The following is a 24,021-nucleotide window of genomic DNA, read 5'->3' as shown; positions in this document are numbered from 1 at the left end:
TGATCTGGTCGATCTTGACCGGAGACTTGGACATGAACTACCTCGAAATCAGCAGCAGCGACCTGCTGCATCGGTTTTCGGACTACCTGCAAGCGGTCCGCGAAGGCCAGCATTTCATCATTTCACTGGACGGCGTGTTCTGCGCCAGGCTGACCCCCGCCCTGCCCACGACCTCGCTGGACGCGCATGATGCGCTCGAAGCGATGAAAGGCTTCACGCCCGCGCCGGCCGTCCCGCACGAAGTCATCCGCTCCTGGATCGAGGAAGGCCGGGAATGAATCCGACCCGCTTGATTCCCGACGCATCACTCGCGCTGGCCTGGCTGATCAGCCGCACCGATGCCCTCGAATCACGGCTTGCGCAACATCTGCTGGAAGTCGCCCACGGATCCAAAAACACGGTACCGCCCATTTGGCGAGTCGAGGTCGCAAACGGCATATTGCGCGCTGAACGCAGTCAACGCGTGTCGGAGCACCAGTTGTTCTCATTCAACCGGCTGCTCGAACGCCTGCCGATATTTCCGGATCCGGCCGCCTCGTCTTCCAGCGTAACCCGCAGTTATCTGCTGGCGCGGACGCACGGTTTGACCGTCTATGACGCCAGTTATCTCGAATTGGCCCAAAGAACCAACGCATATCTGGCCACCTTTGACCGCAAGCTGGCGGATGCCGCCCGAGCGAGCGGCGTTGCCGTCTTTGGCCAACCCCACGGCGTCGCCGAACCTGCGGCGAGCTACGGATGAAAGGGCGGCACCTGACCGCTCCTCTACCTGCGCTCGCTGAGTCCGGGGTTTACTTCACCCCATACTTCGTCCGATAAGCCAACACCGCCTCGCGGTGTTCGGCGAACGACGCATCATCCTGCAGCAACGCCAGGATGTCCGACAGCGAGGCAATCGACACCACCGGAATGCCGTAGGTCTTGGCCACGTCCTGCACGGCGGAATGCGCCGACAGCGCGTCGTCGGGACCCGCGCGCTCCATGCGGTCCATGGCGATCAGCACGGCGGCCGGCTCGGCGCCGGCGGCGCGGATGATCTCGACCGACTCGCGCACCGAGGTGCCCGCGGTGATCACGTCGTCAATGATGACGACCTTGCCCTTGAGCGGCGCGCCGACCAGGGTGCCGCCCTCGCCGTGGTCCTTGGCTTCCTTGCGGTTGTACGCGAATGGCACGTCGCCGCCCTTCATGTCCGGGTGGCCGGCCAGCGCCACGGCGGTAGCCGTGGACAGGGGGATGCCCTTGTAGGCCGGACCGAAAAGCATGTCGAATTCCACGCCCGAATCCAGCAGCGCCTGGGCGTAGAACTGCGCCAGCTTGCCGACCGAGCGTCCGCTGTTGAACAGGCCCGCATTGAAGAAATAGGGACTGATTCGGCCCGATTTGACCTTGAAGCTGCCGAAGCGCAGCACGCCCTCGTTCAAGGCGAAGCGGACGAAATCCAGGGCGGTGGCGGAAGATTGGGCGGCGGGCATGCGTAAAGGTCCGGTAGATGGCAAACGCCAGCATTTTATCCGCTGTCGGGGCTATTCCCGGGCGGCGGCGCGGAGTCGGTTAAATTGCTGCCATTGCCCCGGCCCTGGCGGCCGCTCAACAGGAGTTTCGCTTTGCTGCGCATCACGTCGATCAATCTCAACGGTATCCGGTCCGCCTTCCGCAAGGGCCTGCAACCCTGGATGGAAAAGCACGCCGCCGACGTGCTGTGCCTTCAGGAAATCAAGATATCCGACGAAGACCTGACCGACGACCTGCGCCACCCGCCCGGCTATACCGGGCACTTCCACCATGCCGTGAAGAAGGGCTATAGCGGCGTGGGCATCTATTTGCGCGACGCGGCCGAGCGTGTGAACGCCGGCCTGGAATGCGAGGAATTCGATCCTGAAGGCCGCATCATCCGCGCCGACTGGAAGAACCTGTCGGTCATCAGCGCCTACCTGCCCTCGGGCTCCAGCGGCGACGAGCGCCAGCAGGCCAAGTACCGCTTCCTGGACCGCTTCGGCCCCTGGATCGACGCCCTGATGCACGAGCACAAGACCACCGGCCGCGAGTTCATCATCTGCGGCGACTGGAACATCGCGCACAAGGAAATCGACCTGAAGAACTGGAAGGGCAACATGAAGAACTCGGGCTTCCTGCCCGAAGAGCGCGCCTGGCTGACCGACGTGTTCGACAAGCGCGGCTTCGTCGACGTGTTTCGCACCATCGACGACCGCCCCGACCAATACACCTGGTGGAGCAATCGCGGCCAGGCCTGGGCCAAGAACGTGGGGTGGCGCATCGACTACCAGATCGCGACGCCGGGCATCGCCGCCCGCGCCCGCAACGTGGCCATCTACAAGGACGAGCGCTTCTCGGACCACGCGCCCCTCACGATCGACTACGACGCCACGCTCTGAGCAGCATCCTCCGGATCCCCCGCCGCCTCCCTTAGCGTTGCGGCGGCTTCCCGGCGCAACCATTCCAGAAAGGCTGCCGCCCGCGGATCTTCCGAACAAGGCCGCGGCGACAGCAGCACGTAGGCCGAGCCGTCGCGGGCAAAGCCGCAAGGCGCCTGCAGCCGGCGGTCGCGCAAGGCGTCGCACGCCATCAAGGCGGAACCTATGGCCACCCCCAGGCCTGCGGCGGCGGCCTGCAAACTCAAATAGAAATGCTCGTAGGCCGGCCCGGCCCGGCGCGGGGGCTTCACGCCCGCCGCCCGCGCCCAGTGCCGCCAGGCTTGCGGACGCGTCGCGCTGCTGAGCGCAGACGCCCCGCCCCAATCCGCTGCGGCCGGGTCCGCGCCCGCGGCGCCGAGCAGTCCCGGCCGGCACACCGGTCCCGTCCATTCCTCGCAAACGCGCTCGGCATGCAGGGCCGCGTCCCAATCGAAGTCATTGCGGCGCAGCGCCACGTCCACGCCCTGGGCGGCGAAATCCACCGGTCCGCCCGCCGCGTACAGATGCACCTGCACGCCGGGATGGGCGCGCTGGAAGTCCGGCAGCCGCGGGATCAACCACATCATGGCGATGGTGGGTTCGCAGGACAGCACCAGGGGCGCATCTGCCGCCGGCTGGCGCAGCTTGGCCAGGCCCGTTGCCAACTGCTCGAACAGGGCGCTAGTCACCTCGAACAGCTGCCTGCCGGCATCGGTCAGAAAAACAGCCCGGTTGCGGCGTTCGAACAACGCCACGCCCAACGCATCCTCGAGCAGCCGGATCTGCCGGCTGACGGCGCCATGCGTCACGTGCAGCGTTTCGGCGGCCTTGCCGAAGGCCTGATTGCGGGCGGCGGCATCGAACACCCGCAGCGTATTGAGCGGTGGCAGTTTCATGGTGAAAGGTGAGTTTTTTTCACGAATATCCGGCATTAGAAATCGTTTTTCAGGCGCGCGCCAGCATCCCAAAATGCCGGCTCCGTTTCGAAACCCGCCGTCCTGTCGCCATGACCGAACTGATCGCCGTCGCCCTCATCACCATTCTTGCCGTCATCAGTCCCGGACCGGACTTCGCCATGGTCACGCGCAACAGCTATCTGTTCGGCCGGCGCACCGGCCTGATCTGCGCGCTGGGCATCGCGCTGGGCGTGCAGGTGCACGTGTTCTATACGATGTTCGGCGTCAGTCTGCTGGCGCATTACGCGCAGCCGGTGCTGCAGGGCATCAAGCTCGCGGGCGCCTGCTATCTGGTCTACATGGGCTGGAAGACTTTCTTCAACCGCACCCAGGTCAGCCGCGACCTGTCGGCCCGCCCGCCGATCACCGACTGGCAGGCCTTATACAACGGCTTTCTGACCAATGCGCTCAATCCCAAGACCACGCTATTCGTGGTCAGCACCTATACGCAGGTCGTGTCGCCCGGCACGCCGCTGTCGCGGCAGTTCGGGTATGGCCTGTTCATGTCGCTGGCGCATTGGGTCTGGTTCGGCGCGGTCGCGTGGTCGGTGTCCTCGCCATTCTTGCGGCGGATGCTGCTGGATCATCAGCTTGCGGCCGATCGGGTGGTGGGAGCGGTCCTGATGGCCTTGGGCGCGGCGCTGGCCGCCGTGCAGTTGTAATCCTGCCGCAGGGTCTGATTTCGCTCAAATAAATAATGGGGACATATAACGGCGGCAATGGCCTTCATACCTCCCTGAATATGTCTGAAATCGACCTTTCTTCCCTCGCCGGAAATCGGAAGAACGCAATTCCTCTTGGGAGAAATAAATAGGGACACATATATTTCCCTTGGGAATTCAAGCATTTCCGCCCAAAACCCTTATAGAAATGGCTCATCCCCTTGATTCCAGGTATAAATACGTCCCTATTAAATTAAAAGAAAAAGTGCTTTGATATCAAGGTGATGGCACTATTTTTCGGCTTTGCGCAGGGCAACATTTTGCCCCTACAATCCTCGCACCATACCGGTGCAGCCGTGCACCAAAAAAGAAATTTCGCGCCCCAATCCGGCGCAGTCCGCACCTATTCGAAGCACCCCCAAGGAGATCATGTTGAAAGTGCAGAGTCTGGACGACTTCCTGCGTGGCGTCGCCGCGCGCGACCCGCAGCAGCCTGAGTTCATGCAAGCCGTCCAGGAGGTGATGCTGAGTCTCTGGCCTTTCATCGAAAAGCACCCCCACTACGCCGAGCATGCCGTGCTCGAGCGCCTGGTGGAGCCGGAACGCGTGATCCAGTTCCGCGTGTGCTGGACCGATGACCGCGGCCAGGCCCAGGTCAACCGCGCTTTCCGCATCCAGCACAGCTCGGCCATCGGCCCCTTCAAGGGCGGCATGCGCTTCCACCCCTCGGTGAACCTGTCCATCCTCAAGTTCCTGGCCTTCGAACAGACCCTGAAGAACTCGCTCACCACGCTGCCCATGGGCGGCGGCAAGGGCGGCTCCGACTTCGATCCCAAGGGCAAGTCCGACGCAGAAGTCATGCGCTTCTGCCAGGCCCTGATGATCGAGCTGTACCGCCACCTGGGTCCGGACACCGACGTGCCGGCCGGCGACATCGGCGTGGGCGCGCGCGAAGTCGGCTTCATGGCCGGCATGATGAAAAAGCTGTCCAACTCGACCGCCAGCGTGTTCACCGGCAAGGGCCTGACCTTCGGCGGCAGCCTGATCCGCCCCGAAGCCACCGGCTACGGCACCGTGTACTTCGCTGAAGAAATGCTCAAGCGCGTGGGCAAGTCCTTCGACGGCCTGCGCGTGTCCGTGTCGGGCTCGGGCAACGTCGCCCAGTACGCGATCGAAAAAGCCATGGCGCTGGGCGCCAAGGTCGTGACCGTTTCCGACTCCAACGGCACCGTGGTGGACGAATCCGGCTTCACGCACGAGAAGCTGGTTGCGCTGATGCACATCAAGAACGACCTGCGCGGCCGCCTGGACACCTACGCCCGCCAATTCGGCCTGACCTATGAGTCCGGCAAGCGTCCCTGGCACGTGCCGGTGGACGTGGCCCTGCCCTGCGCCACCCAGAACGAACTGGAACTGGCCGATGCGCAAACGCTGATCAAGAACGGTGTGCTGTGCGTCGCCGAAGGCGCCAACATGCCCGCCACGCTGGAAGCCGCCAAGGCCTTCATCGCGGCGCGCGTGCTGTACGCCCCGGGCAAGGCCAGCAACGCCGGCGGCGTGGCCGTGTCCGGCCTGGAAATGGCCCAGAATTCGGCCCGCCTGTCCTGGACGCGCGAGGAAGTCGACGCGCGCCTGCACGCCATCATGCGCGACATCCATGAAAACTGCGTGCGCCACGGCCACAGCGAGCGCGAGTACGTGAACTACCTGGACGGCGCCAACATCGCTGGCTTCGTGAAGGTGGCTGACGCGATGCGTCAGCAAGGCTTGTATTAATCCCCCCCCCGAAGCGCTGCGCGCTTCCCCCCCAGGGGGGCGCCGCTGCGGACCGGCAGAGCACGGCTCCGCGCGGCCCCGATTGGGGGGAGACCGGCCTAATGCGAGCGGGTCTGCCTCTTCTTGTCTGATTGGACGGACCTGCCGCGACGGCGGGGAGCTGCCTGAGCCGGCCCCTGGGCCGGCTTAGTCTTTCATGCGACTACACCCCCGCGCCATCAGGCGCGGGCAGCGCGTAGCGCTTAATGCTTCATCGTGCCGTGGTTCATGCTGCCGTGGTTCATGCCGGGGTTGTGCGAGGCCGGCTTGACCGTGAACTGCACGGCAACTTCGCCGGCCTTTTCGAACTTCAGCGTGGCCGGGACCGTGCCGCCTTCGGCGAACGGAGCCTTCAGCTTGATGAACATGACGTGGTAGCCGCCCGGGCTGAGCTTGACCTCCGTGTCGGCCGGCAACGCAATGCCGCCTTCCACCTGACGCATCTTCGAGACGCCGTTCTCGGTCTGGACCGTGTGCAGTTCGACGCGCTCGGCCGCGTCGGACGAGACCGACAGCAGGCGGTCCGCGGTCTTGGCGTCGTTGTCGATATCCATATACCCCGCGCCATTGGACTGGCCGGGCGCCGATGCGCGCACCCAGAGGTCGTCGACCTCGATCTGGCCAACCTTGTAGTCCTTCGCCCAGGCCGACCCGGCCGTACACAGGCCCAGGGCGGCGATGACAGCGAACTTGCGGATGTTCATGGGTTGTTCTCCTAGTGGGTTAACGCCGCCTGACCAGGCTGCGGGCAGCTGACAGGACCGAATCCGTCAGGGCTTCCATCGCTTCGGAGTTTACCCGCCAATGCTGCCAATACAGCGGCACATCCTCCCAGGCGCGGCCTCGAAGCAGCATCAGCTGACCTGCATCAAGGTGCTCCTGCACCAAGGGCAGCGGATTCATGGTCCAGCCGAGGCCGCCCAACGTGGCCTGCACGAACGCGCGGGTGGAAGGCACCCACCAGACCGGCGGCTGCCACGGCGCGGGATCGGCGATCTTGTGCGCGAAGCGCGCCTGCAGCGCGTCCTTGCGGTTGAACACCAGCACCGGCGCCTGCGCCAGCGTCTGGGCGTTGACGCCCTGCGAGAAGTAGCGCTTGTGGAATTCCGGCGTACAGGTGGCCACGTAGCGCATGCTGCCCAGCGCGTGGATGCGGCAGCCCTGGACCGGCTCGGCCAGCGCGGTCACCGCGCCCAGCACCGATCCATTGCGCAGCAGCGTCGCGGTGTGGTCCTGGTCTTCGGACTGCATGTCCAGCGTGGCGCGGGTGCGCGCCGAAAACTGTACGGCCGCGTCGACGAACCAAGTCTCCAGGCTGTCGTGATTGACCGCGACCGGGATGCTGGCATACGGCACATCGTCGTCCGCCACGCCCAGGCGGTCGAGCGCGTCATGCTCCAGCAGCGCCGTCTGCTCGGCCAGCCGCACCAGCACCTGGCCGTCCGCCGTCGCCACCGCCGGCACGGTGCGCTGGACCAGCAAGCGGCCCATGCGGTCCTCCAGCGCCTTGATCCGCTGCGACACCGCGGATGGCGTGACACTGAGCGATAGCGCCGCCCGCTCGAAACTGCCTTCCCGCACCACCGCGGCCAGGGCCCGCAGGTTGCCGTGATCGATTTTCATGAAATTAGTTTTGCTTAAGATAGTGAAGGAAAATTAGCTTTATTTCATATCTTCCGCAAGCGAAAATGCCTTATTACCGGAGCGCCGATAGCGCCCGGCGTTGTCATCCAAGCGCCGCCACAGGCGTAGCAGCACAGGTGCAGGTCATGTTCGCCACGTTGTCATCCCCCCTCTTTTTCACTGCCTGGGCCAGCGGCACGGCCACCGGGCTGGGCCTGTTCGCGGTCGTGGGCGCGCAAAGCGCGTTCATCCTGCGACAGGGGCTGATGCGCGCCCACCTCCTGAGCGTGGTCGCCATCTGCGCGCTGATCGACGCCGTCTTCATCTTCGCCAGCGTCTCCGGCCTGCAGGCGCTCACCGCCTGGTTCCCCTGGCTGACGACCGCCGTGCTGTGGTTCGGCGTGGCCTTCCTGTCGTGGTACGCGCTGCAGTCGGCGCGCCGCGCCTGGACCGCCACCGGCGGCCTGGCCGCCGCCCGCGACGTGGTGCCTTCGCGCCGCGCCGCCATGCTGGGCGCGCTGGGCTTTTCGCTGCTGAATCCGCATTTCTGGCTGGACATGGTGGTGGTCGGCTCGCTGGCGCACGGCTTCGAGGAAGCACGCATGGCATTCGCCGCCGGCGCCTTCACCGCCAGCCTGCTGTGGCTCGCCGTGCTCGGCATCGGCTCGCGCCTGTTCGCCCCGTTCTTCGCCAGCGCATCGGCCTGGCGCGTGCTGGACGGCATCATCGCGGTGGTCATGGCCGCGCTGGCGGTCAGCCTGGCCCTCAAGGGCGTGTAGGCGCATTCAAGCCACCTCTCCAGCAGTTCCCCGAACGGCCGCCCGGATCCTCCAGCGGCCGGTTTTCTTGCTTGCTGCACCCGCCGCGTCCGGAGTCCCTCATGTACAGCTCCACCTTCATCTTCGCCACCAGGCAGTTCGACGATGATTTCCACCGCCTGGATCAAGCCATCGCCGCCGCCGCCCGCGCCATTCCAGGCTACGCGGGCGAAGAGAGCTGGGCTGACGCCACGCGCGGCCTGATCTCCAACGTCTACTACTGGGAATCGCTGGAGGCGCTGGAACAACTGATCCGCCACCCCGCGCACCTGCAGGCCAAGGCCGCGCAAGCGCGCTGGCTGGACGGCTATCGCGTGGAAATCTGCCAGGTGCTCAGACGCTACGGCGAGGGGCTGGCCCCGCCGTCCTTATAATCAGCCGGTTGCCATTCTTTCGTCGGGCGCAACACCGGCCCGCCAGACGATCATGCGCGGTCCCTCCCCTTCCAAAGATGTGCGCCTGCCCCCCCTTGCCGCCATCCAGGCCTTCGAAGCCGCTGCCCGCCTGGGTTCCTTCGAACGCGCCAGCGAAGAGCTGTTTGTCACCGCCAGCGCCATCGGCAAGCGCATCGCCGCTCTGGAGACCTTGCTGGACGTCACCCTCTTCATCCGCAGCAGCCGCGGCGCCACGCTGAGCTCCGCCGGGCGCGAATACCTGGACCAGGTACGTACCGCGCTGGACCTGCTGTCGGACGCCTCCCTGCACAAGCGCGGCGAACCCAAGCTCGAACCCCTGCGTGTCGTCTCTACCCCCACGTTCGCCCGCCAGGTGCTGATCCCCGCGCTGCCCGGCTTCACCGCCGCGCATCCGGAGGTGGAGCTGGAAATCATGCTGTCCATTCCCTACCTGGACATCATGCCGCCCAATGCCGACGTCTGGGTGCGCTTCGGCAGCGGCAAATATCCAGGCTTGAACGCACGCCAACTGACGGCCGATCCCGTGTTCGCGGTCTGCGCGCCCGGCTACCGCGACCAGCATGGCCCCTTCGAGCGGCCCGCCGATCTGGCGCGGGCGCAACTGCTGCGCTGCCCCATGGAGCCGTGGCGGCCCTGGCTGGCCGCCGCCGGGCTGGACTGGCCCGAGCCCGCGCGCGGCGTGTGGCTGGTGGACCTGGGCATCATGCTGGCGGCTGCGCGCGCCGGCCAGGGCCTGGCGCTCACGCGACGCGCGCTGGCGGCTGAATGGCTGGACGAGGGCAAGCTGGTGCGCGTCCTGGACATCGAAATTCCCGGCGAATGCCAGTATTACCTGTGCACCGAAACCTCGCGCCCGCCGGGCAGGGCAGTCCAAGCGTTTTCCCTATGGTTGGAAGGCGTGTGCAAACAGGTTTCCCAATGGCCGCAAGGCCCGCAGGCCGGTAAGGAATAAATTTCCAGACCGGGGCGGAATGAAATTCCGCGCAATCCGCCGCCGCGCTGGCTAGGATGCGGCCAATGCAACGTCCCGCCCATGTCCTCAACGGCACGCAGCCGCCCCCCTTCCCAATCCCAGGCCGCGCCATCGCGCATGGCAGGACACCCTATACGTTTGTACTAGGTATTTACGCGGAAAAACCCTGCCGGGTCAGTTTCGCGTAAGTGATTAGGCAGACAGTCACGACACGCCACACAGGAGAGCGCCGCAGCAACGATTTCCGCCGCCTGGCGCCGGCACACGGTTTTCCACGCAGTTCTACCAATTACAACGGAGACATCCATGGATTTTCGTTTGAAGCTGCTTGCAGGAACCCTTGCACTTGCCGCAACGGCCGCGTCCCACGCCGCCGACCCCATCAAGATCGGCGTGGCCGGCCCCTATACAGGCGGCTCGTCCTCCATGGGCGTCAGCATGCGCGACGGCGTGCGCCTGGCCATTGAAGAAATCAACAAGAACGGCGGCGTCATGGGACGCCAATTGATCGCCGTCGAACGCGACGACGAAGCCAAGAACGAGCGCGGCGTGCAGATCGCGCAAGAGCTTATCAACAAGGAACAGGTCGCCGCCACCGTCGGCTACATCAATACCGGCGTGGCGCTGGCCTCGCAGCGCTTCTACCAGGACGCCAAGATTCCCGTGTTCAACAACGTGGCCACGGGCAGCGTGATCACGCACCAGTTCAAGGCGCCGGAATACCCGAACAACTACGTGTTCCGCAACGCCGCGCACGACAGCATCCAGGCCCCGATGATCGTGGAAGAAGCGGTGACCCGCCGCGGCTTCAAGAAGGTCGCGATCCTGGCCGACTCCACCAACTACGGCCAGCTCGGCCGCGAAGACCTGGAAAAGGCCCTGGACGCCAAGGGCATCAAGCCCGTGGCCGTGGAGAAGTTCAACATCAAGGACGTCGACATGACGGCCCAGTTGCTGAAGGCCAAGGCCGCCGGCGCCGAAGCCGTGCTGACCTACGGCATCGGCCCCGAACTGGCCCAGGTCGCCAACGGCATGACCAAGCTGGGCTGGAAGGTGCCGATCATCGGCAGCTGGACCCTGTCCATGGCCAACTACATCGACAACTCCGGCGCCAACGGCGAAGGCGCGCGCATGCCGCAGACCTTCATCCAGGACCCGGACACGCCCAAGCGCAAGGCCTTCATCGACGCCTACCTGGCCAAGTTCAAGCCCAAGAACAACCGCATCGACTCGCCGGTGTCGGCCGCCCAGGGCTATGACTCGATCTATCTGCTGGCCGCGGCCTTCAAGCAGGCCAACTCCACCGACGGCCCGAAGGTCCGCGAGGCCCTCGAAAACCTGCAGACGCCCGTCGAGGGCGTGGTGATGACCTACAACAAGCCCTTCAGCGCAGACAACCACGACGCGATCACCGCGAAGGAAGTGGTCATCGGCGAGGTCAAGGGCGGCCGCGTCATCAAGGCCAACTAAGGTCCCGCAGCGCATCCCGGCGGCGGCTGCCCGGCCGCCGCCAGCCGCGCCCTGTCGCCCAGGGCGCGGGCTTGCCGCCGCCTGAAAACCGCGTTCTGCCCAAGGGGGTTGGGACGGAACCACAGCGCCACACGACACACACCATGATTCTTCTACAGCTCATCTATAGCGGTATCGCGCTGGGCATGATCTATGCCGTCATCGCGTTCGGATACCAGCTCACGTTCGCCACGTCGGGCACCCTGAACTTCGGCCAGGGCGAAGCCCTGATGCTGGGCGCGCTGGTCGGCCTGACGCTGGTCGGCCTGGGCGTGAACTACTGGGTGATGATACCCATCGTCTGCATCTTCGGATTCGCGCAAGGCGCGCTGGTCGAACGCGTGGGCGTCAGGCCCGCCATCAAGACCCGCTCGGAGTTCGGCTGGATCATGGCCACCATCGCGCTGGGCATCATCTTCAAGAACGTCGCCGAGAACATCTGGGGCCGCGACGACCTGCGCTTCCCTTCGCCGCTGCCGGAAGCGCCCATCCAGGTGCTGGGCGCCAACGTGCTGCCCATGGAGCTACTGGTGGTGTTCGGCGCGCTGGCGATGATGCTGCTGGTGGAAATCTTCAATCGCAAGTCCATCTACGGCAAGGCCTTCGTCGCAACGTCCAACGACCGCGACGCCGCCGGCCTGATGGGCATCAACACCGGCATGGTGATCACGTTTTCCTACGCGCTGTCCTCGCTGACGGCCGCGTTCGCCGGCGTGCTGGTCGCGCCGCTGACCCTGACCGGCGCCACCATGGGCGCGGTGCTGGGGCTCAAGGCCTTCGCGGTCGCCATCATCGGCGGCCTGTCCAGCGGCATGGGCGTGGTGGTGGGCGGACTGATCCTGGGGATCGCCGAAACGACCACCGGTTTCTATCTTTCAACGGGGTACAAAGACGTGCCGGGATTGGTGTTGCTGCTGCTCGTACTGACCTTCAAGCCCGCCGGCCTGTTCGGCAAGACCGCGATCAAGAAGGTGTAAGCGATGAAACCCTTGCACCTTTTGCTATCCATCGTGGCCGTGGCCTGCCTGGCCGCCGTGCCGCTGGGCGTGACCAACACGTACTACCTGCACCTGATCGAAACCATCATGATCTATTCGATCCTGCTGTTCGGGCTCGATATCGTGGTGGGCTACACCGGCCAGGTGTCGCTGGGCCACGCCGGCCTGTTCGGCATCGGCTCGTACGTCGCCGGCGTGCTGTTCTTCCATCTGCAGATGCCCATCTGGGTGATCCTGCCCGCCGCCATCCTGATCGCGGCGGCCTTCGGCGCGGTGCTGGCGCTGCCGGCGCTGCGGGTCACAGGGCCGTACCTGGCGATGGTGACGCTGGCGTTCGGCACCATCATCCAGATCCTGATCAACGAGATGACCTTCATGACCGAAGGACCCTTGGGCATCAAGATCTCCAAGCCCGCCATCGCCGGACACGTGCTGACCAAGAGCGAATACTTCTGGCTGGTCGCGGCGCTGCTGGTGCTGTCGCTGATCGTGGTGCACCGCATCCTGAAGTCGCACCTGGGCCGCTCGTTCGAGGCCCTGCGCGACAGCCCCATCGCGTCCGACTGCATGGGCGTGTCGGTCTACCGGCACAAGGTGTTCGCCTTCGTCATCAGCGCCGGCTTCGCCGGCCTGGCCGGCGCGCTGTACTCGTATTCGGAACAGTACATCTCGCCCAACACCTACAACTTCGAACTGACCATCCTGTTCCTGCTGGCCATCATCATGGGCGGACGCAAGAGCCGCACGGGCGCGCTGCTGGGCGCGTCCATCATCGTGCTGCTGCCCAAGATGCTGGATGACATCGCGACCTTCCGGCTGATCGCGCTGGCCGTGGCCATCCTGGTCACTGTAGGCAGCGCCATCGCGATCTCCAAGGGCCGCACCGAACCGCGCCGCGTCGCCGTGCCGGTGATCGGCACCATCCTGCTGGCGGTGTTCTCATACTGGCTGGAAGCGGTCACCGACTGGCGCCTGACGATCTTCGGCGCCATGATCCTGTTCGTCGTGTACTACCTGCCCGACGGCATCGTGGGCTTCGTGCGCAACCTGTTCTTCTCCAACCGCCGCGCCGCGCTCTCGGTCAAATCGGATCTGGTGAAGGCGCAGGAAGCCGTGCCCGATGCGGCCAAGGGCAAGGGCGACACGCTGCTCGCGGCCAAGGGCGTGCTGATGCAGTTCGGCGGCCTGAAGGCGCTGAACCAGGTCGACCTGACCGTCAAGCGCGGCACCATCCATGGCCTGATCGGCCCCAACGGCTCCGGCAAGAGCACCATGATGAACGTGCTGACGGGCATCTACGTGCCGACCGCCGGCGCGGTGGAGTTCTCGGGCAAGTCGCTGGTCGGCATGACACCGGCCGACATTGCCGAAACCGGTATCGCGCGCACCTTCCAAAACGTGCAGCTGTTCGGCGAAATGACGGCGCTGGAAAACGTGCTGGTCGGCCTGCACCACACCTTCACCACGGGCCTGGCCGGCATCGCGCTGCGCACGTCCAAGTGGAAAGGCGAGGAACAGGGCGCCCGCGCCCGCGCCATGGCGCTGCTGGAATTCGTGGGCCTGGAGTCCCTGGCCAGCGAAGAGGCGCGCAATCTGCCCTACGGCAAACAGCGCCTCCTGGAAATCGCCCGCGCGCTGGCGCTGGACCCGCAACTGCTGTTGCTGGACGAACCCGCGGCCGGCCTGACCGCGCCCGACATCGTCGAACTGCTGGCCATCATCCGCAAGGTGCGCGACCACGGCATCACGCTGATCCTCATCGAACACCACATGGACGTGGTGATGGGAGTCTGCGACACCGTGTCGGTGCTGGACTTCGGCCAGAAGATCGCCGAGGGCCTGCCCAACGAAGTGCAAAGCAACGCCAAGGTCATCGAGGCGTATCTGGGCGGCGCGCCCGCCTGACGCCAAGGGGACAACAAGATGCTATCGATCAAGAATCTGGAAGCGGGCTACGGCAAGGTGAAGGTGCTGCACGGCATCAGCATGGAAGTGCCGAAGGCCAAGGTGGTGACGCTGATCGGCTCCAACGGCGCCGGCAAGACCACCACGATGCGGGCGCTGTCCGGCATGATCCGCCCCACCGCGGGCGAGGTCACGCTGAGCGGCAAGCGCATCGACGGCCTGGAGTCCCACCGCATCGCGCGGCTGGGCCTGGCGCACTCACCCGAGGGCCGGCGCGTGTTCCCAACGCTGTCGGTCACCGACAACCTGCTGCTGGGCGCTTTCCCGCGCCTGACGGGCAGCCGTCCCAAGGGCGACGTGCAGTCCGACCTGGGCCGGGCCATGGATCTGTTTCCGCGCCTGAAGGAGCGACGCGATCAGTTGGCCGGCACGCTGTCTGGAGGCGAGCAGCAGATGCTGGCCATGGCGCGCGCGGTGATGCTGAATCCGGAACTGGTGCTGCTGGACGAGCCTTCAATGGGGCTGGCGCCGATCCTGGTGGAAGAAGTGTTCCGGATCATTGCGCGGCTCAAGGATGAAGGGGTGACGATGCTGCTGGTGGAGCAGTTTGCTGCTGCTGCATTGAATGTGGCGGATTATGGGTATGTGTTGGAGAACGGGCGGATTTCGGTGCATGGGAGTGCGGATAAGTTGAAGCATGATCCGGCTGTTGTGGCGGCTTATCTTGGTGGGTCGCATTGAGGGCTTCAGTGTTGAGTTCTTGAGACGCCTGCCACGTCGGGGACTCGCGTAGCGCGGGGCAACGATTGCGGTCCGGAGCCTTCGCTCCGGACTACCCCATCCTCATCCTCGTCACCGCCTGCGGCGGTTCCTTCGGATTCCCTCGGGCTTATCGACGCCCCGCGCTACGCGAGTCCCCGACGCGGCAGGCTGCACTGTCTGAATCTTCACGGACGCTGGAGCGAGCTGTGTGCTTGGCGTTTTTTTCCGCATCGGGGTGTGGTGGCGGGTCTTGCGGGGCCCGCCCCAGGCCGGCCGCGCGGGCGGCCTCTTGGGGCTTACGCGGTTTCTTGCGTCGCGTGATGGCGCTGCGCGCAGTGGCTGCGGCATCACGTCTATTCAGCCCAGCCCAGCCCAGCATCTGCATTTCAACTCCGATGCCGGATGGGCGGCGCGCGCGAGACACTCTGCATGCGCAAGCCACGGCCCATCGCGCGCCGCCCATCACCGCCCCACCCCCAGGACGGTGATGCCATCAGAAAGTCGCTGCCTGCATTCGCGCCAGCGACTACCATCGAAATTAAAATAATCGCGTATGTACTTTACGGCCGCCCGCGCGGCCGTAAAGTACGGGCAGCACAAGACTCGGCACTGACCACGGATCTAACAGCGCAGCGACCCAAGACGCACGTAGCCCGTCGGCGCGGGCGGCGTGGCGGCTCGCAACCTCGATGCGCCCGAGGGAATCCGAAGGGAAGGCCGAAGGCCTGGACGAGGATGACGAAGGGGCAGTCCGGAGCGAACGCTCCGGACCGCAATCGTGGGCGCGAGCCGCCACGCCGCACGCGACGACGGGCGGCCTACGAACAAGACCGCCCGCCACCAGAACATCAACAACCCATCAACGATCAAACAATCGTCAACGTCACATCAATATTGCCCCGCGTAGCATTCGAATAAGGGCAAACGATATGCGCCGCGGCGACCAGCTTCTCTGCCTCGGCCCGCTCCATCCCCGGCAACGAAATCTTCAATTCGACTTCGATCCCGAACCCCGTAGGAATAGGACCGATGCCAACAGCGCCGTCGATCGTCGCATTCGACGGCATGGCGATCTTGTCGCGGCCGGCGACGAATTTCATGGCGCCCATGAAGCAGGCCGAATAGCCCACGGCGAACAGCTGTTCCGGATTGGTGCCGGCCGCGCCCGCGCCGCCCAGTTCCTTCGGCGTGGTCAGCTTGACGTTCAGGTTGCCGTCGTCCGTCGCGCCCGTTCCTTCACGGCCGCCGGTAACGTGCGCATGGGCGCGGTACAGCACTTTTTCGATAGACATGATGCGTTTCCTTGTAGGGAAGTGGGGGTTGAACTGCCAGGCCTGGCGGGAACATCCCGCTGCGACCCTTACTATTTAAATAGCGCAATATTAAATAGCGCACTATTTATTTAACCTAACAGTAGCGGGCCTGGCCCGCTACTTCAAAGACTTGCGCTCAGCTTCTCCCGCAGCGCATGCAGCGTTTTCATCATACCTTGCGCCTCTTCCAGCGAACACTGCGCGGCGCCCGCGATCGAGTGCGGCACGGCCTCGGCCTGCGCGCGCAGTTCGCGGCCCTGGCGGGTCAGCCCGACGATCACCTGGCGCTCGTCTTCCACGGCGCGCTTGCGCGTCACCAGGCCCGCCGCTTCCAGGCGCTTGAGCAGCGGCGTCAGCGTGGCCGAATCCAGGAACAGGCGCTCGCCGATATCCGTCACCGTAATCTCGTCGCCTTCCCACAGCACGAGCATCACCAGGTACTGCGGATAGGTCAGATCCAGCCCGCGCAGCAGCTTGCGGTACACCTTGTTCATCGCCAGCGAAGTCGAGTACAGGGCGAAGCACAGCTGGCTGTCCAGCAGCAGCGGATTGAATGCAGCCTTGGCTTTGGATCGAGATTTCATTGTGCAATATTAAATAGCGCACGATTTATCGTCAACAACTATTTCTAGCAAAACCGCCGGCGCCTATGCCGGCTCCCCCTCGGCCGCGGCACGGTCCGACCCGTATTGTTTCAGACCGTCCAGGTCCAGCACCCGGACAGCGCCGTATTCCACGTTCAGCAGGCCCGCCTCTTCCAGCTTGCGCAGCGCCTGGTTGGCGCGCTGGCGCGACACCCGGGCCAGATAGCCGACTTCTTCCTGCGTAATCGCCAGGCGCATGCCCATGCCGGGATACAGCAAAGGGTTGAAGAGTTCGGCCAGGCAGCGGGCCACGCGCGCATCCGGGTCCAGCAAACGGTCGTACTCCGCCTTGCCGATGAACTGCGCCACGCGCTCGTTCAATTGGTGGAGCAGATAGCGGTTGAATGGGATGCTGCTGTCCAGCAGCCAGTCGAACGTGGTGGCCGGCAAACGCGCCACCACCGAATCCCGCAGCGCAACGATGTCGTACTTGCGGATCTCGCGCTTGAGCAGCGAACCCTCGCCGATCCAGCCGCCCGCAGGCACGCCGGTCAGCGAAGCCACCTTGCCTTCCGCATTGCCCACCGAAACCTTGACCAACCCTGCCAGCACTCCTATCCAAGCCTGGGCGAGTTCACCTTTGCGCTCTATGATCGACCCGGCAACCACCTGCTGCACGGTAAGGTCCCGCTCGACGCGCTCTTGCTGATCGCGGCTGAGCACGCGAAACCAGGCGGCGGCGAGTTGCAGGGAGTCGGATAGCTGCATCGGGAATACCCTAAAAGTTCCTTGAATGTCGCGATGGTGACAGTTGGTAGCAACCCAACCTTATACCTTAACTCCTGCCGTAAATCTAAAACCAACTGGTCAAGCGCCTCATCGCCGCCGCCGCTCTCGCGGACTCCCGGCCCGATGCGCCCAAACCGGAGGAGACATCGTGGCACATACACCGCCCGCATCTGCACAGATGCCGGCGGCGCTGGATACCTTTCCGGCGCTGCTGTTCACGCATGCCAGCGTTCGTGGGTCGCGGCCCGCCATACGCGAAAAAGATCTGGGGATCTGGCAAACCCTCACGTGGTCCGAAGTGGCGGAGCATGTCCGGCACGTCGCGCATGGCTTGGCCGCATTGGGCATCAAACCCGGCATGCACGTGGCCGTGATCGGCGAAAACCGCCCGCGCCTGTACATGGCCATGATGGCTGCGCAGTCGCTCGGTGCGATACCGGTTCCGCTCTACCAGGATGCCGTGGCGCAGGAAATGGTCTACGTGCTGCAGGACGCCGAGATCAGCGTGGCCATCGTCGAAGATCAGGAACAGGTCGACAAGATGCTCGAAGTCCACGAGCAATGTCCCGCGCTCAAGCACGTGGTGTATGACGATCCGCGCGGCCTGCGCCATTACACCGACCCGATGCTGCGCTCGTATGAACAGCTGGAAGAGCTGGGCCGCGAGTACGCCAAACAGCATCCCGGCTTCTTCGACCAGGCCGTCGCAGCCGTGCAGCCGCATGATCCGGCCGCCATGTTCTACACCTCCGGCACCACCGGCAAGCCCAAGGGCGTGGTGCTCACGCACCATGCCCTGATCGACCGCGCGCGCGCCGTGTCCGATATGGAAAAGCTGACCGACCAGGAAGACGTGCTGGCCTATCTGCCGCCCGCCTGGATCGGCCAGAACATGTTCTCGTACACGCAGCTGCTGGTAACGGGCTTTACCGTGAACCATCCTGAATCGCCCGACACCGTGTCGATCGACATGCGCGACATCGGCCCCACCTATTACTTCGCGCCGCCGCGCGTGCTGGAAGGCCTGCTGACACACGTGATGATCCGCATGGAAGACGCGGGACTGATCAAACGCAAGCTGTTCGCGGCCTGCATGAAGCTCGCGCGCCGCGTGGGCGCCAAGATCCTGGACGGCGAGCAGGTCGGCGCCTGGGACCGTCTGCGCTACGCGCTGGGCAACATGATGATCTACGGTCCGCTGCGCAACGCGCTGGGCATGAGCCGGGTGCGCGTGGCCTATACCGCGGGCGAGGCCATCGGCCCCGACCTGTTCGTGTTCTACCGCTCCATCGGCATCAACCTCAAGCAGCTCTACGGCTCCACCGAAACCTCGGTCTTCGTCTGCGTGCAGCCCGACGGCCAGGTACGCGACGACACCGTGGGCCCGCCCGTCGAAGGCGTGGAGATCCGCGTGGCCGACAACGGCGAGATCCTGGTCAAGAGCCCCGGGCTCTTCAAGGAGTACTACCGCAACCCCGAAGCCACCGCCGAAGCGCGCAGCGCCGACGGCTGGTTCCATACGGGCGACGCGGGCTATCTGGACACCGACGGCCAGTTGAAGATCATCGACCGCGCCAAGGACGTGGGCAAGCTCGCCAACGGCGCCCTGTTCGCGCCCAAGTACATCGAGAACAAGCTCAAGTTCTTCCAGCACATCAAGGAAGCGGTCGCCTTCGGCGCCAACCGCGACGACGTGTGCGCCTTCATCAACATCGACCTGGAAGCCGTGGGCAACTGGGCCGAACGCCGCGGCATGCCCTATGCCGGCTACACCGACCTGGCGTCCAAGGACGAGGTCTACCAGCTGATCGCCGAATGCGTGGAACAGGTCAACGCCGACCTGGCCACCGATCCCAAGCTGTCGGCCTCGCAGATCAGCCGCTTCCTGATCCTGCACAAGGAACTGGATCCGGACGACGACGAACTGACCCGCACGCGCAAGGTGCGCCGCGCCTTCATCGCGCAGAAGTACGGCGTGCTGATCGACGCGCTCTTTGGTGGCAAGCAGTCGCAGTTCATCGAGACCGAAGTGAAATTCGAAGACGGACGCACCGGCAAGATCTCGGCGGATCTGAAGATCCGCCCGGTCAAGACGTTTCCCGCCATTACTGCCAAGGCCGCGTAGAGATCATGAGCAACAACGACCGCGACCAGCGTATCGGCGACGTCATGCTGGACATGCAGAACATCTCGCTGTCCTTCGGCGGCGTGAAGGCGCTGACGGACATATCCTTCAACGTGCGCGAACACGAGATCCGCGCCATCATCGGCCCCAACGGCGCCGGCAAGAGCTCGATGCTCAACGTCATCAACGGCGTCTACACGCCGCAGCAGGGCGGCATCGAATTCCGCGGCGAACGCTTCTCGCGCATGAATCCGCGCCGCGCCGCTGAAATGGGCATCGCGCGCACGTTCCAGAACCTGGCCCTGTTCAAGGGCATGAGCGTGCTGGACAACATCATGACCGGCCGCAACCTGCGCATGAAGTGCGGGCTGCTGGCCCAGGCCTTCCGCCTGGGGCCGGCCGAGCGCGAAGAGATCAAGCACCGCGAATTCGTCGAGAACATCGTCGACTTCCTGGAAATCCAGGCCTACCGCAAGACGCCCGTGGGCCGGCTGCCCTACGGCCTGCAAAAACGCGTGGACCTGGGCCGCGCGCTGGCGATGGAGCCGCGCCTGCTGCTGCTGGACGAGCCCATGGCCGGCATGAACATCGAAGAGAAGCAGGACATGAGCCGCTTCATCCTGGATGTGAACGACGAGTTCGGCACCACCATCGTGCTGATCGAGCACGACATGGGCGTGGTCATGGATATCTCGGACCGCGTCGTGGTGCTGGACTACGGCAAGAAGATCGGCGACGGCAAGCCGGACGAGGTCCGTGCCAACGAAGACGTCATCCGAGCTTACCTCGGCGTATCGCACTAAGGCGGACAGACATGGGATTTTTTCTAGAGACCTTACTCGGCGGCCTGATGAGCGGCATGCTGTATGCCCTGATCGGCCTGGGCTTTGTGCTGATCTTCAAGGCGTCCGGCGTCTTCAACTTCGCGCAGGGCGCGATGGTGCTGGTCGCCGCGCTGTCCATGGCCCGCTTCTCGGAGTGGCTGCCGCGCTGGTTCGGCTTTGACAACATGATCCTGGCCAACGTGCTGGCATTCATCGTCAGCGCCATCGTGATGTTCCTGCTGGCGGTCGCCATCGAACGCTTCGTGCTGCGCCACCTGGTCAACCAGGAAGCCACCACCCTGCTGATGGCCACGCTGGGCATCAGCTACTTCCTGGATGGCCTGGGCCAGATCACTTTCGGCAGCTCGGTGTATTCCATCAACGTCGGCATGCCCAAGGATCCGCTGATGATCCTGGACTCGGTCTTCGAGGGCGGATTGCTGATCAACCTGGAAGACCTTACCGCAGCGGTGATCGCCGCCCTGCTGGTGGCCGCGCTGGCGCTGTTCTTCCAGTACACCTCGACCGGCCGCGCCCTGCGCGCGGTGGCCGACGATCACCAGGCCGCGCAGTCCATCGGCATTCCGTTGAACCGCATCTGGGTGATCGTCTGGAGCGTGGCCGGGCTGGTCGCGCTGGTGGCCGGGATCATCTGGGGCTCGAAGTTCGGCGTGCAGTTCACGCTGTCCACCGCGGCGCTGCGGGCCCTGCCGGTGGTGATCCTGGGCGGCCTGACCTCGGTGCCGGGCGCCATCCTGGGCGGCCTGATCATCGGCGTGGGCGAAAAGCTGTCCGAGGTCTATTTGGGGTCGCTGGTGGGCGGCGGTATCGAAACCTGGTTCGCCTATGTGCTGGCGCTGGTGTTCCTGCTGTTCCGTCCGCAAGGGCTGTTCGGCGAGAAGATCATCGACCGTGTCTGAGCCCAAAGGCCCTCTAGGATAAAAACATGTTCTATCGCGAAAACGGCCAGTTCAAGACCAGCTATCGCGCTGACCAGCAGATCTTCCCGATCCGCCAGGACCGCATCTTCATCTGGCTGCTGCTGGCGGTGGCGTTCGTCGCCATCCCGGCCATGGCCAGCGACTACCTGCTGCGCGCCATCCTGATCCCGTTCCTGATCCTGGCGCTCGCCGCCGTGGGCCTGAACATCCTGGTGGGCTATTGCGGCCAGATCTCGCTAGGCACCGGCGCCTTCATGGCGGTGGGCGCCTATGCGGCCTGGAACTTCGGCGTTCGCTTTCCCGGCATGCCGCTGGTCGTCCAGATCCTGCTGGGCGGCTTCTTCGCCACCATCGTGGGCGTGATCTTCGGCATACCCAGCCTGCGCATCCGCGGCCTGTACCTGGCGGTGGCGACGCTGGCCGCGCAGTTCTTCGTGGACTGGGCGTTCCTGCGCATTCCCTTCTTCACCAACTACTCGTCGTCCGGCAACGTCTCGGTGCCGCCGCTGACGGCCTTCGGCCTGCCGGTGCAGAGCGCGCTGGAAAAGTACCTGTTCGTGCTGATCCTGGTCGTCATCTTCAGCCTGTTGGCCAAGAACCTGGTGCGCGGCGCCATCGGCCGCCAGTGGATGGCGATCCGCGACATGGACGTGGCGGCCTCCGTCATCGGCATCCGCCCCATGTACGCCAAGCTCACGGCCTTCGCGGTCAGCTCGTTCATCGTCGGCGTGGCCGGGGCCTTGTGGGGCTACATCCACCTGGGTTCATGGGAACCGCTGGCGTTCGACCTGACGCGTTCGTTCCAGCTGCTGTTCATGGTCATCATCGGCGGGCTGGGTTCGATCATCGGCAGCTTCTTCGGTGCGGCGTTCATCGTGCTGGTGCCGGTGGCGCTGTCCAACATCCCGCACGCGCTGGGCATCCCGCTGTCGGTGGACACGGCGGCGCACATCGAACACATGGTGTTCGGCGCGCTGATCGTGTTCTTCCTGATCGCCGAACCGCACGGACTGGCCAGGCTGTGGAGCATCGGCAAGGAAAAGCTGCGCATCTGGCCGTTCCCGCATTGATTTCGCATTGATTTCCGCGGTCCGCGGCGGCACAAGCGCGGCGGACCCGCCCTGAATACCCGGCTCAAGACCGGGCCAATCCCGGTGTCCCAGGGTTTACTGACCCAAACACCACGCAGGAGGTAAATGGAGATGAAGCGTCTTAACCTGAAGTTGGCGGCAGCTTTGATGGCCGCAGCCGGCGCCGCAGGCGCCGTGGCCACGCCGGCAATGGCGGCGGAAGAGCAGTTCGTTCCGTTGCTGGTGTATCGCACCGGGTCCTTCGCGCCCCTGGGCATTCCCTGGGCCGACGGCAAGCTGGACTACCTGAAGCTGGTCAACGAACGCGATGGCGGCGTCAACGGCGTCAAGATCACGTACGAAGAGTGCGAAACCGCCTACGCCACCGACCGCGGCGTGGAATGCTACGAGCGCCTGAAGGGCAAGGGAACCGGGGCATCGGGCTTCGACACCCAGTCCACCGGCATCACCTTCGCCGTCAGCGACAAGGCCATGGTCGACAAGGTGCCGGTCGAAACGATGGGCTACGGCCTGTCGCAGTCGGTCGACGGCAGCGTGTTCGAGTGGAACTTCCCGCTGCTGGGCACCTACTGGACCGCGGCCGACGTGATGATCCAGGACATCGCCAAGAAAGAAGGCGGCATGGACAAGCTCAAGGGCAAGAAGATCGCCCTGGTCTACCACGACTCGCCGTACGGCAAGGAGCCGATCCCCCTGTTGCAGAAGCGCGCGGCCAAGGAAGGCTTCGAGCTGGTGCTCTATCCCGTGACCGCCCCCGGCGTGGAACAGAAGTCCACCTGGCTGCAGATCCGCCAGGCGCGCCCCAACTACGTGCTGCTGTGGAGCGCCGGCATCATGACGCCGACCGCCATCCGCGAAGCCCAGGCCAGCGGCTATCCGCGCGACAAGATGTACGCCATCTGGTGGGCCGGCTCGGAAGGCGACGTGAAGGACCTGGGCGATGTCGCCAAGGGCTACAACGCCATCACCATCCACAACAGCGGCGCCGAACACGACAAGGTCTACGACGACCTGAAGAAGTTCGTCTACGACAAGGGCCAGGGTTCGGACAAGACCGGCAAGACCACGCTGGGCACCATCGCCCATACCCGCGGCATGATGATCTCGATGCTGCAGGTGGAAGCGATCCGCACCGCGCAGGAAAAGTTCGGCAAGGGCAAGGCGCTGACGCCGGACCAGGTGCGCTGGGGCTTCGAGAACCTGGACCTGACGCAGGAGAAGCTGGACAAGCTGGGCTTCGGCCAGATCATGCGTCCGGTCAAGACCTCTTGCAGCAACCACAAGGGCGACGACTGGGCCCGCATCGTGCAGTGGGACGGCGCGAAGTTCAAGGTCGCCTCCGACTGGTACCAGGCCGACAAGACCATCCTGGACCCGATGGTCAAGGAAAGCGCAGCGAAGTACGCGAAAGAAAAGAACATCACGCCCCGCACTTGCGAGAACTGATGTGAACCGGCCGCCGGTCCTGCATAAGGGGCCGGCGGCCACCAAGCCGCAGGAACA

General features: G+C 64.6%; 24 protein-coding genes. 17 read left to right on the top strand and 7 right to left on the bottom strand.

All coding sequences use genetic code 11. The features are described 5' to 3' along the window. Positions 1-32 precede the first annotated feature (32 nt). Positions 33-278, top strand: coding sequence for a type II toxin-antitoxin system Phd/YefM family antitoxin (locus ACZ5YA_RS23990; RefSeq protein WP_251878228.1), 246 nt, complete (start codon positions 33-35; stop codon positions 276-278). Beyond that, complete coding sequence (locus ACZ5YA_RS23985; RefSeq protein WP_251878229.1) at positions 275-742, top strand: type II toxin-antitoxin system VapC family toxin; 468 nt, start codon at positions 275-277, stop codon at positions 740-742. Before ACZ5YA_RS23990 ends, ACZ5YA_RS23985 begins: the two co-directional genes overlap by 4 nt. 49 nt (positions 743-791) lie before the next feature. On the opposite strand, the gene pyrE is transcribed toward ACZ5YA_RS23985, so the two are convergent. Further along, positions 792-1,475: an orotate phosphoribosyltransferase gene (gene pyrE / locus ACZ5YA_RS23980; RefSeq protein ID WP_118933236.1), complete on the bottom strand. Its 684-nt coding sequence runs from the start codon at positions 1,473-1,475 to the stop codon at positions 792-794. Between the two features lie 132 nt (positions 1,476-1,607). On the opposite strand from pyrE, the gene ACZ5YA_RS23975 reads away from it, so the two are divergent. Continuing rightward, positions 1,608-2,396, top strand: a complete 789-nt coding sequence (locus ACZ5YA_RS23975) for an exodeoxyribonuclease III (RefSeq protein ID WP_054456902.1) — start codon at positions 1,608-1,610, stop codon at positions 2,394-2,396. On the opposite strand, the gene ACZ5YA_RS23970 is transcribed toward ACZ5YA_RS23975, so the two are convergent. Then, complete coding sequence (locus ACZ5YA_RS23970) at positions 2,378-3,310, bottom strand: LysR substrate-binding domain-containing protein (protein WP_464091325.1); 933 nt, start codon at positions 3,308-3,310, stop codon at positions 2,378-2,380. The genes ACZ5YA_RS23975 and ACZ5YA_RS23970 overlap by 19 nt on opposite strands. Positions 3,311-3,420: 110 nt before the next feature. Here ACZ5YA_RS23970 and ACZ5YA_RS23965 point away from each other — a divergent pair, with 110 nt between their 5' ends. Together ACZ5YA_RS23965 and gdhA are read left to right on the top strand one after the other, a co-directional pair. After that, on the top strand, positions 3,421-4,032 hold the full coding sequence (locus ACZ5YA_RS23965; RefSeq protein WP_464091324.1) for a LysE family translocator: 612 nt from the start codon (positions 3,421-3,423) through the stop codon (positions 4,030-4,032). Positions 4,033-4,461: 429 nt separating this feature from the next. Continuing rightward, positions 4,462-5,808: an NADP-specific glutamate dehydrogenase gene (gene gdhA / locus ACZ5YA_RS23960; protein ID WP_464091323.1), complete on the top strand. Its 1,347-nt coding sequence runs from the start codon at positions 4,462-4,464 to the stop codon at positions 5,806-5,808. Between the two features lie 242 nt (positions 5,809-6,050). Here gdhA and ACZ5YA_RS23955 read toward each other — a convergent pair whose 3' ends face one another. Together ACZ5YA_RS23955 and ACZ5YA_RS23950 are read right to left on the bottom strand one after the other, a co-directional pair. Beyond that, on the bottom strand, positions 6,051-6,551 hold the full coding sequence (locus ACZ5YA_RS23955; protein ID WP_059379997.1) for a copper chaperone PCu(A)C: 501 nt from the start codon (positions 6,549-6,551) through the stop codon (positions 6,051-6,053). A 19-nt stretch (positions 6,552-6,570) separates the two neighbouring features. After that, positions 6,571-7,470 carry a LysR family transcriptional regulator ArgP gene (locus ACZ5YA_RS23950; protein ID WP_042796077.1) on the bottom strand — a complete coding sequence of 300 codons (900 nt, stop codon included), beginning with the start codon at positions 7,468-7,470 and terminating at the stop codon, positions 6,571-6,573. Positions 7,471-7,616: 146 nt separating this feature from the next. Here ACZ5YA_RS23950 and ACZ5YA_RS23945 point away from each other — a divergent pair, with 146 nt between their 5' ends. The 7 genes from ACZ5YA_RS23945 (at position 7,617) to ACZ5YA_RS23915 (ending at position 14,830) form a co-directional block, all read left to right on the top strand. Next, complete coding sequence (locus ACZ5YA_RS23945; protein ID WP_054457287.1) at positions 7,617-8,249, top strand: LysE/ArgO family amino acid transporter; 633 nt, start codon at positions 7,617-7,619, stop codon at positions 8,247-8,249. A 101-nt stretch (positions 8,250-8,350) separates the two neighbouring features. Continuing rightward, positions 8,351-8,662: an antibiotic biosynthesis monooxygenase family protein gene (locus tag ACZ5YA_RS23940; RefSeq protein ID WP_059379995.1), complete on the top strand. Its 312-nt coding sequence runs from the start codon at positions 8,351-8,353 to the stop codon at positions 8,660-8,662. A gap of 52 nt (positions 8,663-8,714) precedes the next feature. Beyond that, complete coding sequence (locus ACZ5YA_RS23935; RefSeq protein ID WP_059379994.1) at positions 8,715-9,656, top strand: LysR substrate-binding domain-containing protein; 942 nt, start codon at positions 8,715-8,717, stop codon at positions 9,654-9,656. Between the two features lie 327 nt (positions 9,657-9,983). Next, entirely contained in the window at positions 9,984-11,147 is a 1,164-nt protein-coding gene (locus ACZ5YA_RS23930) for an ABC transporter substrate-binding protein (protein WP_059379993.1), read from the top strand. Between the two features lie 143 nt (positions 11,148-11,290). Next, positions 11,291-12,163 carry a branched-chain amino acid ABC transporter permease gene (locus ACZ5YA_RS23925; protein ID WP_013396765.1) on the top strand — a complete coding sequence of 291 codons (873 nt, stop codon included), beginning with the start codon at positions 11,291-11,293 and terminating at the stop codon, positions 12,161-12,163. 3 nt (positions 12,164-12,166) lie between these two features. Continuing rightward, positions 12,167-14,089: a branched-chain amino acid ABC transporter ATP-binding protein/permease gene (locus tag ACZ5YA_RS23920; protein WP_059379992.1), complete on the top strand. Its 1,923-nt coding sequence runs from the start codon at positions 12,167-12,169 to the stop codon at positions 14,087-14,089. 18 nt (positions 14,090-14,107) lie between these two features. Continuing rightward, the gene (locus tag ACZ5YA_RS23915) at positions 14,108-14,830 is read left to right on the top strand and encodes an ABC transporter ATP-binding protein (RefSeq protein WP_013396767.1); all 723 of its coding nucleotides are present in this window, start codon (positions 14,108-14,110) and stop codon (positions 14,828-14,830) included. 887 nt (positions 14,831-15,717) lie between these two features. Here ACZ5YA_RS23915 and ACZ5YA_RS23910 read toward each other — a convergent pair. The 3 genes from ACZ5YA_RS23910 to ACZ5YA_RS23900 form a co-directional block, all read right to left on the bottom strand. After that, entirely contained in the window at positions 15,718-16,143 is a 426-nt protein-coding gene (locus ACZ5YA_RS23910; protein WP_013396768.1) for an organic hydroperoxide resistance protein, read from the bottom strand. Between the two features lie 143 nt (positions 16,144-16,286). Then, a complete protein-coding gene (locus ACZ5YA_RS23905) occupies positions 16,287-16,748 on the bottom strand; it encodes a MarR family winged helix-turn-helix transcriptional regulator (protein WP_054456924.1) in 462 nt (153 codons plus the stop codon). A 63-nt stretch (positions 16,749-16,811) separates the two neighbouring features. Next, complete coding sequence (locus ACZ5YA_RS23900; RefSeq protein WP_059374161.1) at positions 16,812-17,516, bottom strand: Crp/Fnr family transcriptional regulator; 705 nt, start codon at positions 17,514-17,516, stop codon at positions 16,812-16,814. A gap of 169 nt (positions 17,517-17,685) precedes the next feature. Between ACZ5YA_RS23900 and ACZ5YA_RS23895 the strand changes: the two genes are divergently transcribed. The 5 genes from ACZ5YA_RS23895 to ACZ5YA_RS23875 all read left to right on the top strand — a co-directional run bounded on the left by ACZ5YA_RS23895 (position 17,686) and on the right by ACZ5YA_RS23875 (position 23,964). Continuing rightward, positions 17,686-19,662 carry an AMP-dependent synthetase/ligase gene (locus ACZ5YA_RS23895; protein WP_059374160.1) on the top strand — a complete coding sequence of 659 codons (1,977 nt, stop codon included), beginning with the start codon at positions 17,686-17,688 and terminating at the stop codon, positions 19,660-19,662. A 5-nt stretch (positions 19,663-19,667) separates the two neighbouring features. Further along, positions 19,668-20,465, top strand: coding sequence for an ABC transporter ATP-binding protein (locus ACZ5YA_RS23890; RefSeq protein ID WP_054456930.1), 798 nt, complete (start codon positions 19,668-19,670; stop codon positions 20,463-20,465). Between the two features lie 11 nt (positions 20,466-20,476). Then, a complete protein-coding gene (locus ACZ5YA_RS23885) occupies positions 20,477-21,406 on the top strand; it encodes a branched-chain amino acid ABC transporter permease (RefSeq protein WP_464091322.1) in 930 nt (309 codons plus the stop codon). A gap of 26 nt (positions 21,407-21,432) precedes the next feature. After that, positions 21,433-22,497, top strand: coding sequence for a branched-chain amino acid ABC transporter permease (locus ACZ5YA_RS23880; protein ID WP_059374159.1), 1,065 nt, complete (start codon positions 21,433-21,435; stop codon positions 22,495-22,497). A gap of 126 nt (positions 22,498-22,623) precedes the next feature. After that, a complete protein-coding gene (locus tag ACZ5YA_RS23875) occupies positions 22,624-23,964 on the top strand; it encodes an ABC transporter substrate-binding protein (protein ID WP_118933242.1) in 1,341 nt (446 codons plus the stop codon). Positions 23,965-24,021: the final 57 nt, after the last annotated feature.

The organism is Achromobacter sp. JCM 18799 (assembly GCF_055395645.1).
Note: the sequence above shows the minus strand (reverse complement) of the source record. Positions and strands in the feature narration are given on the sequence as shown.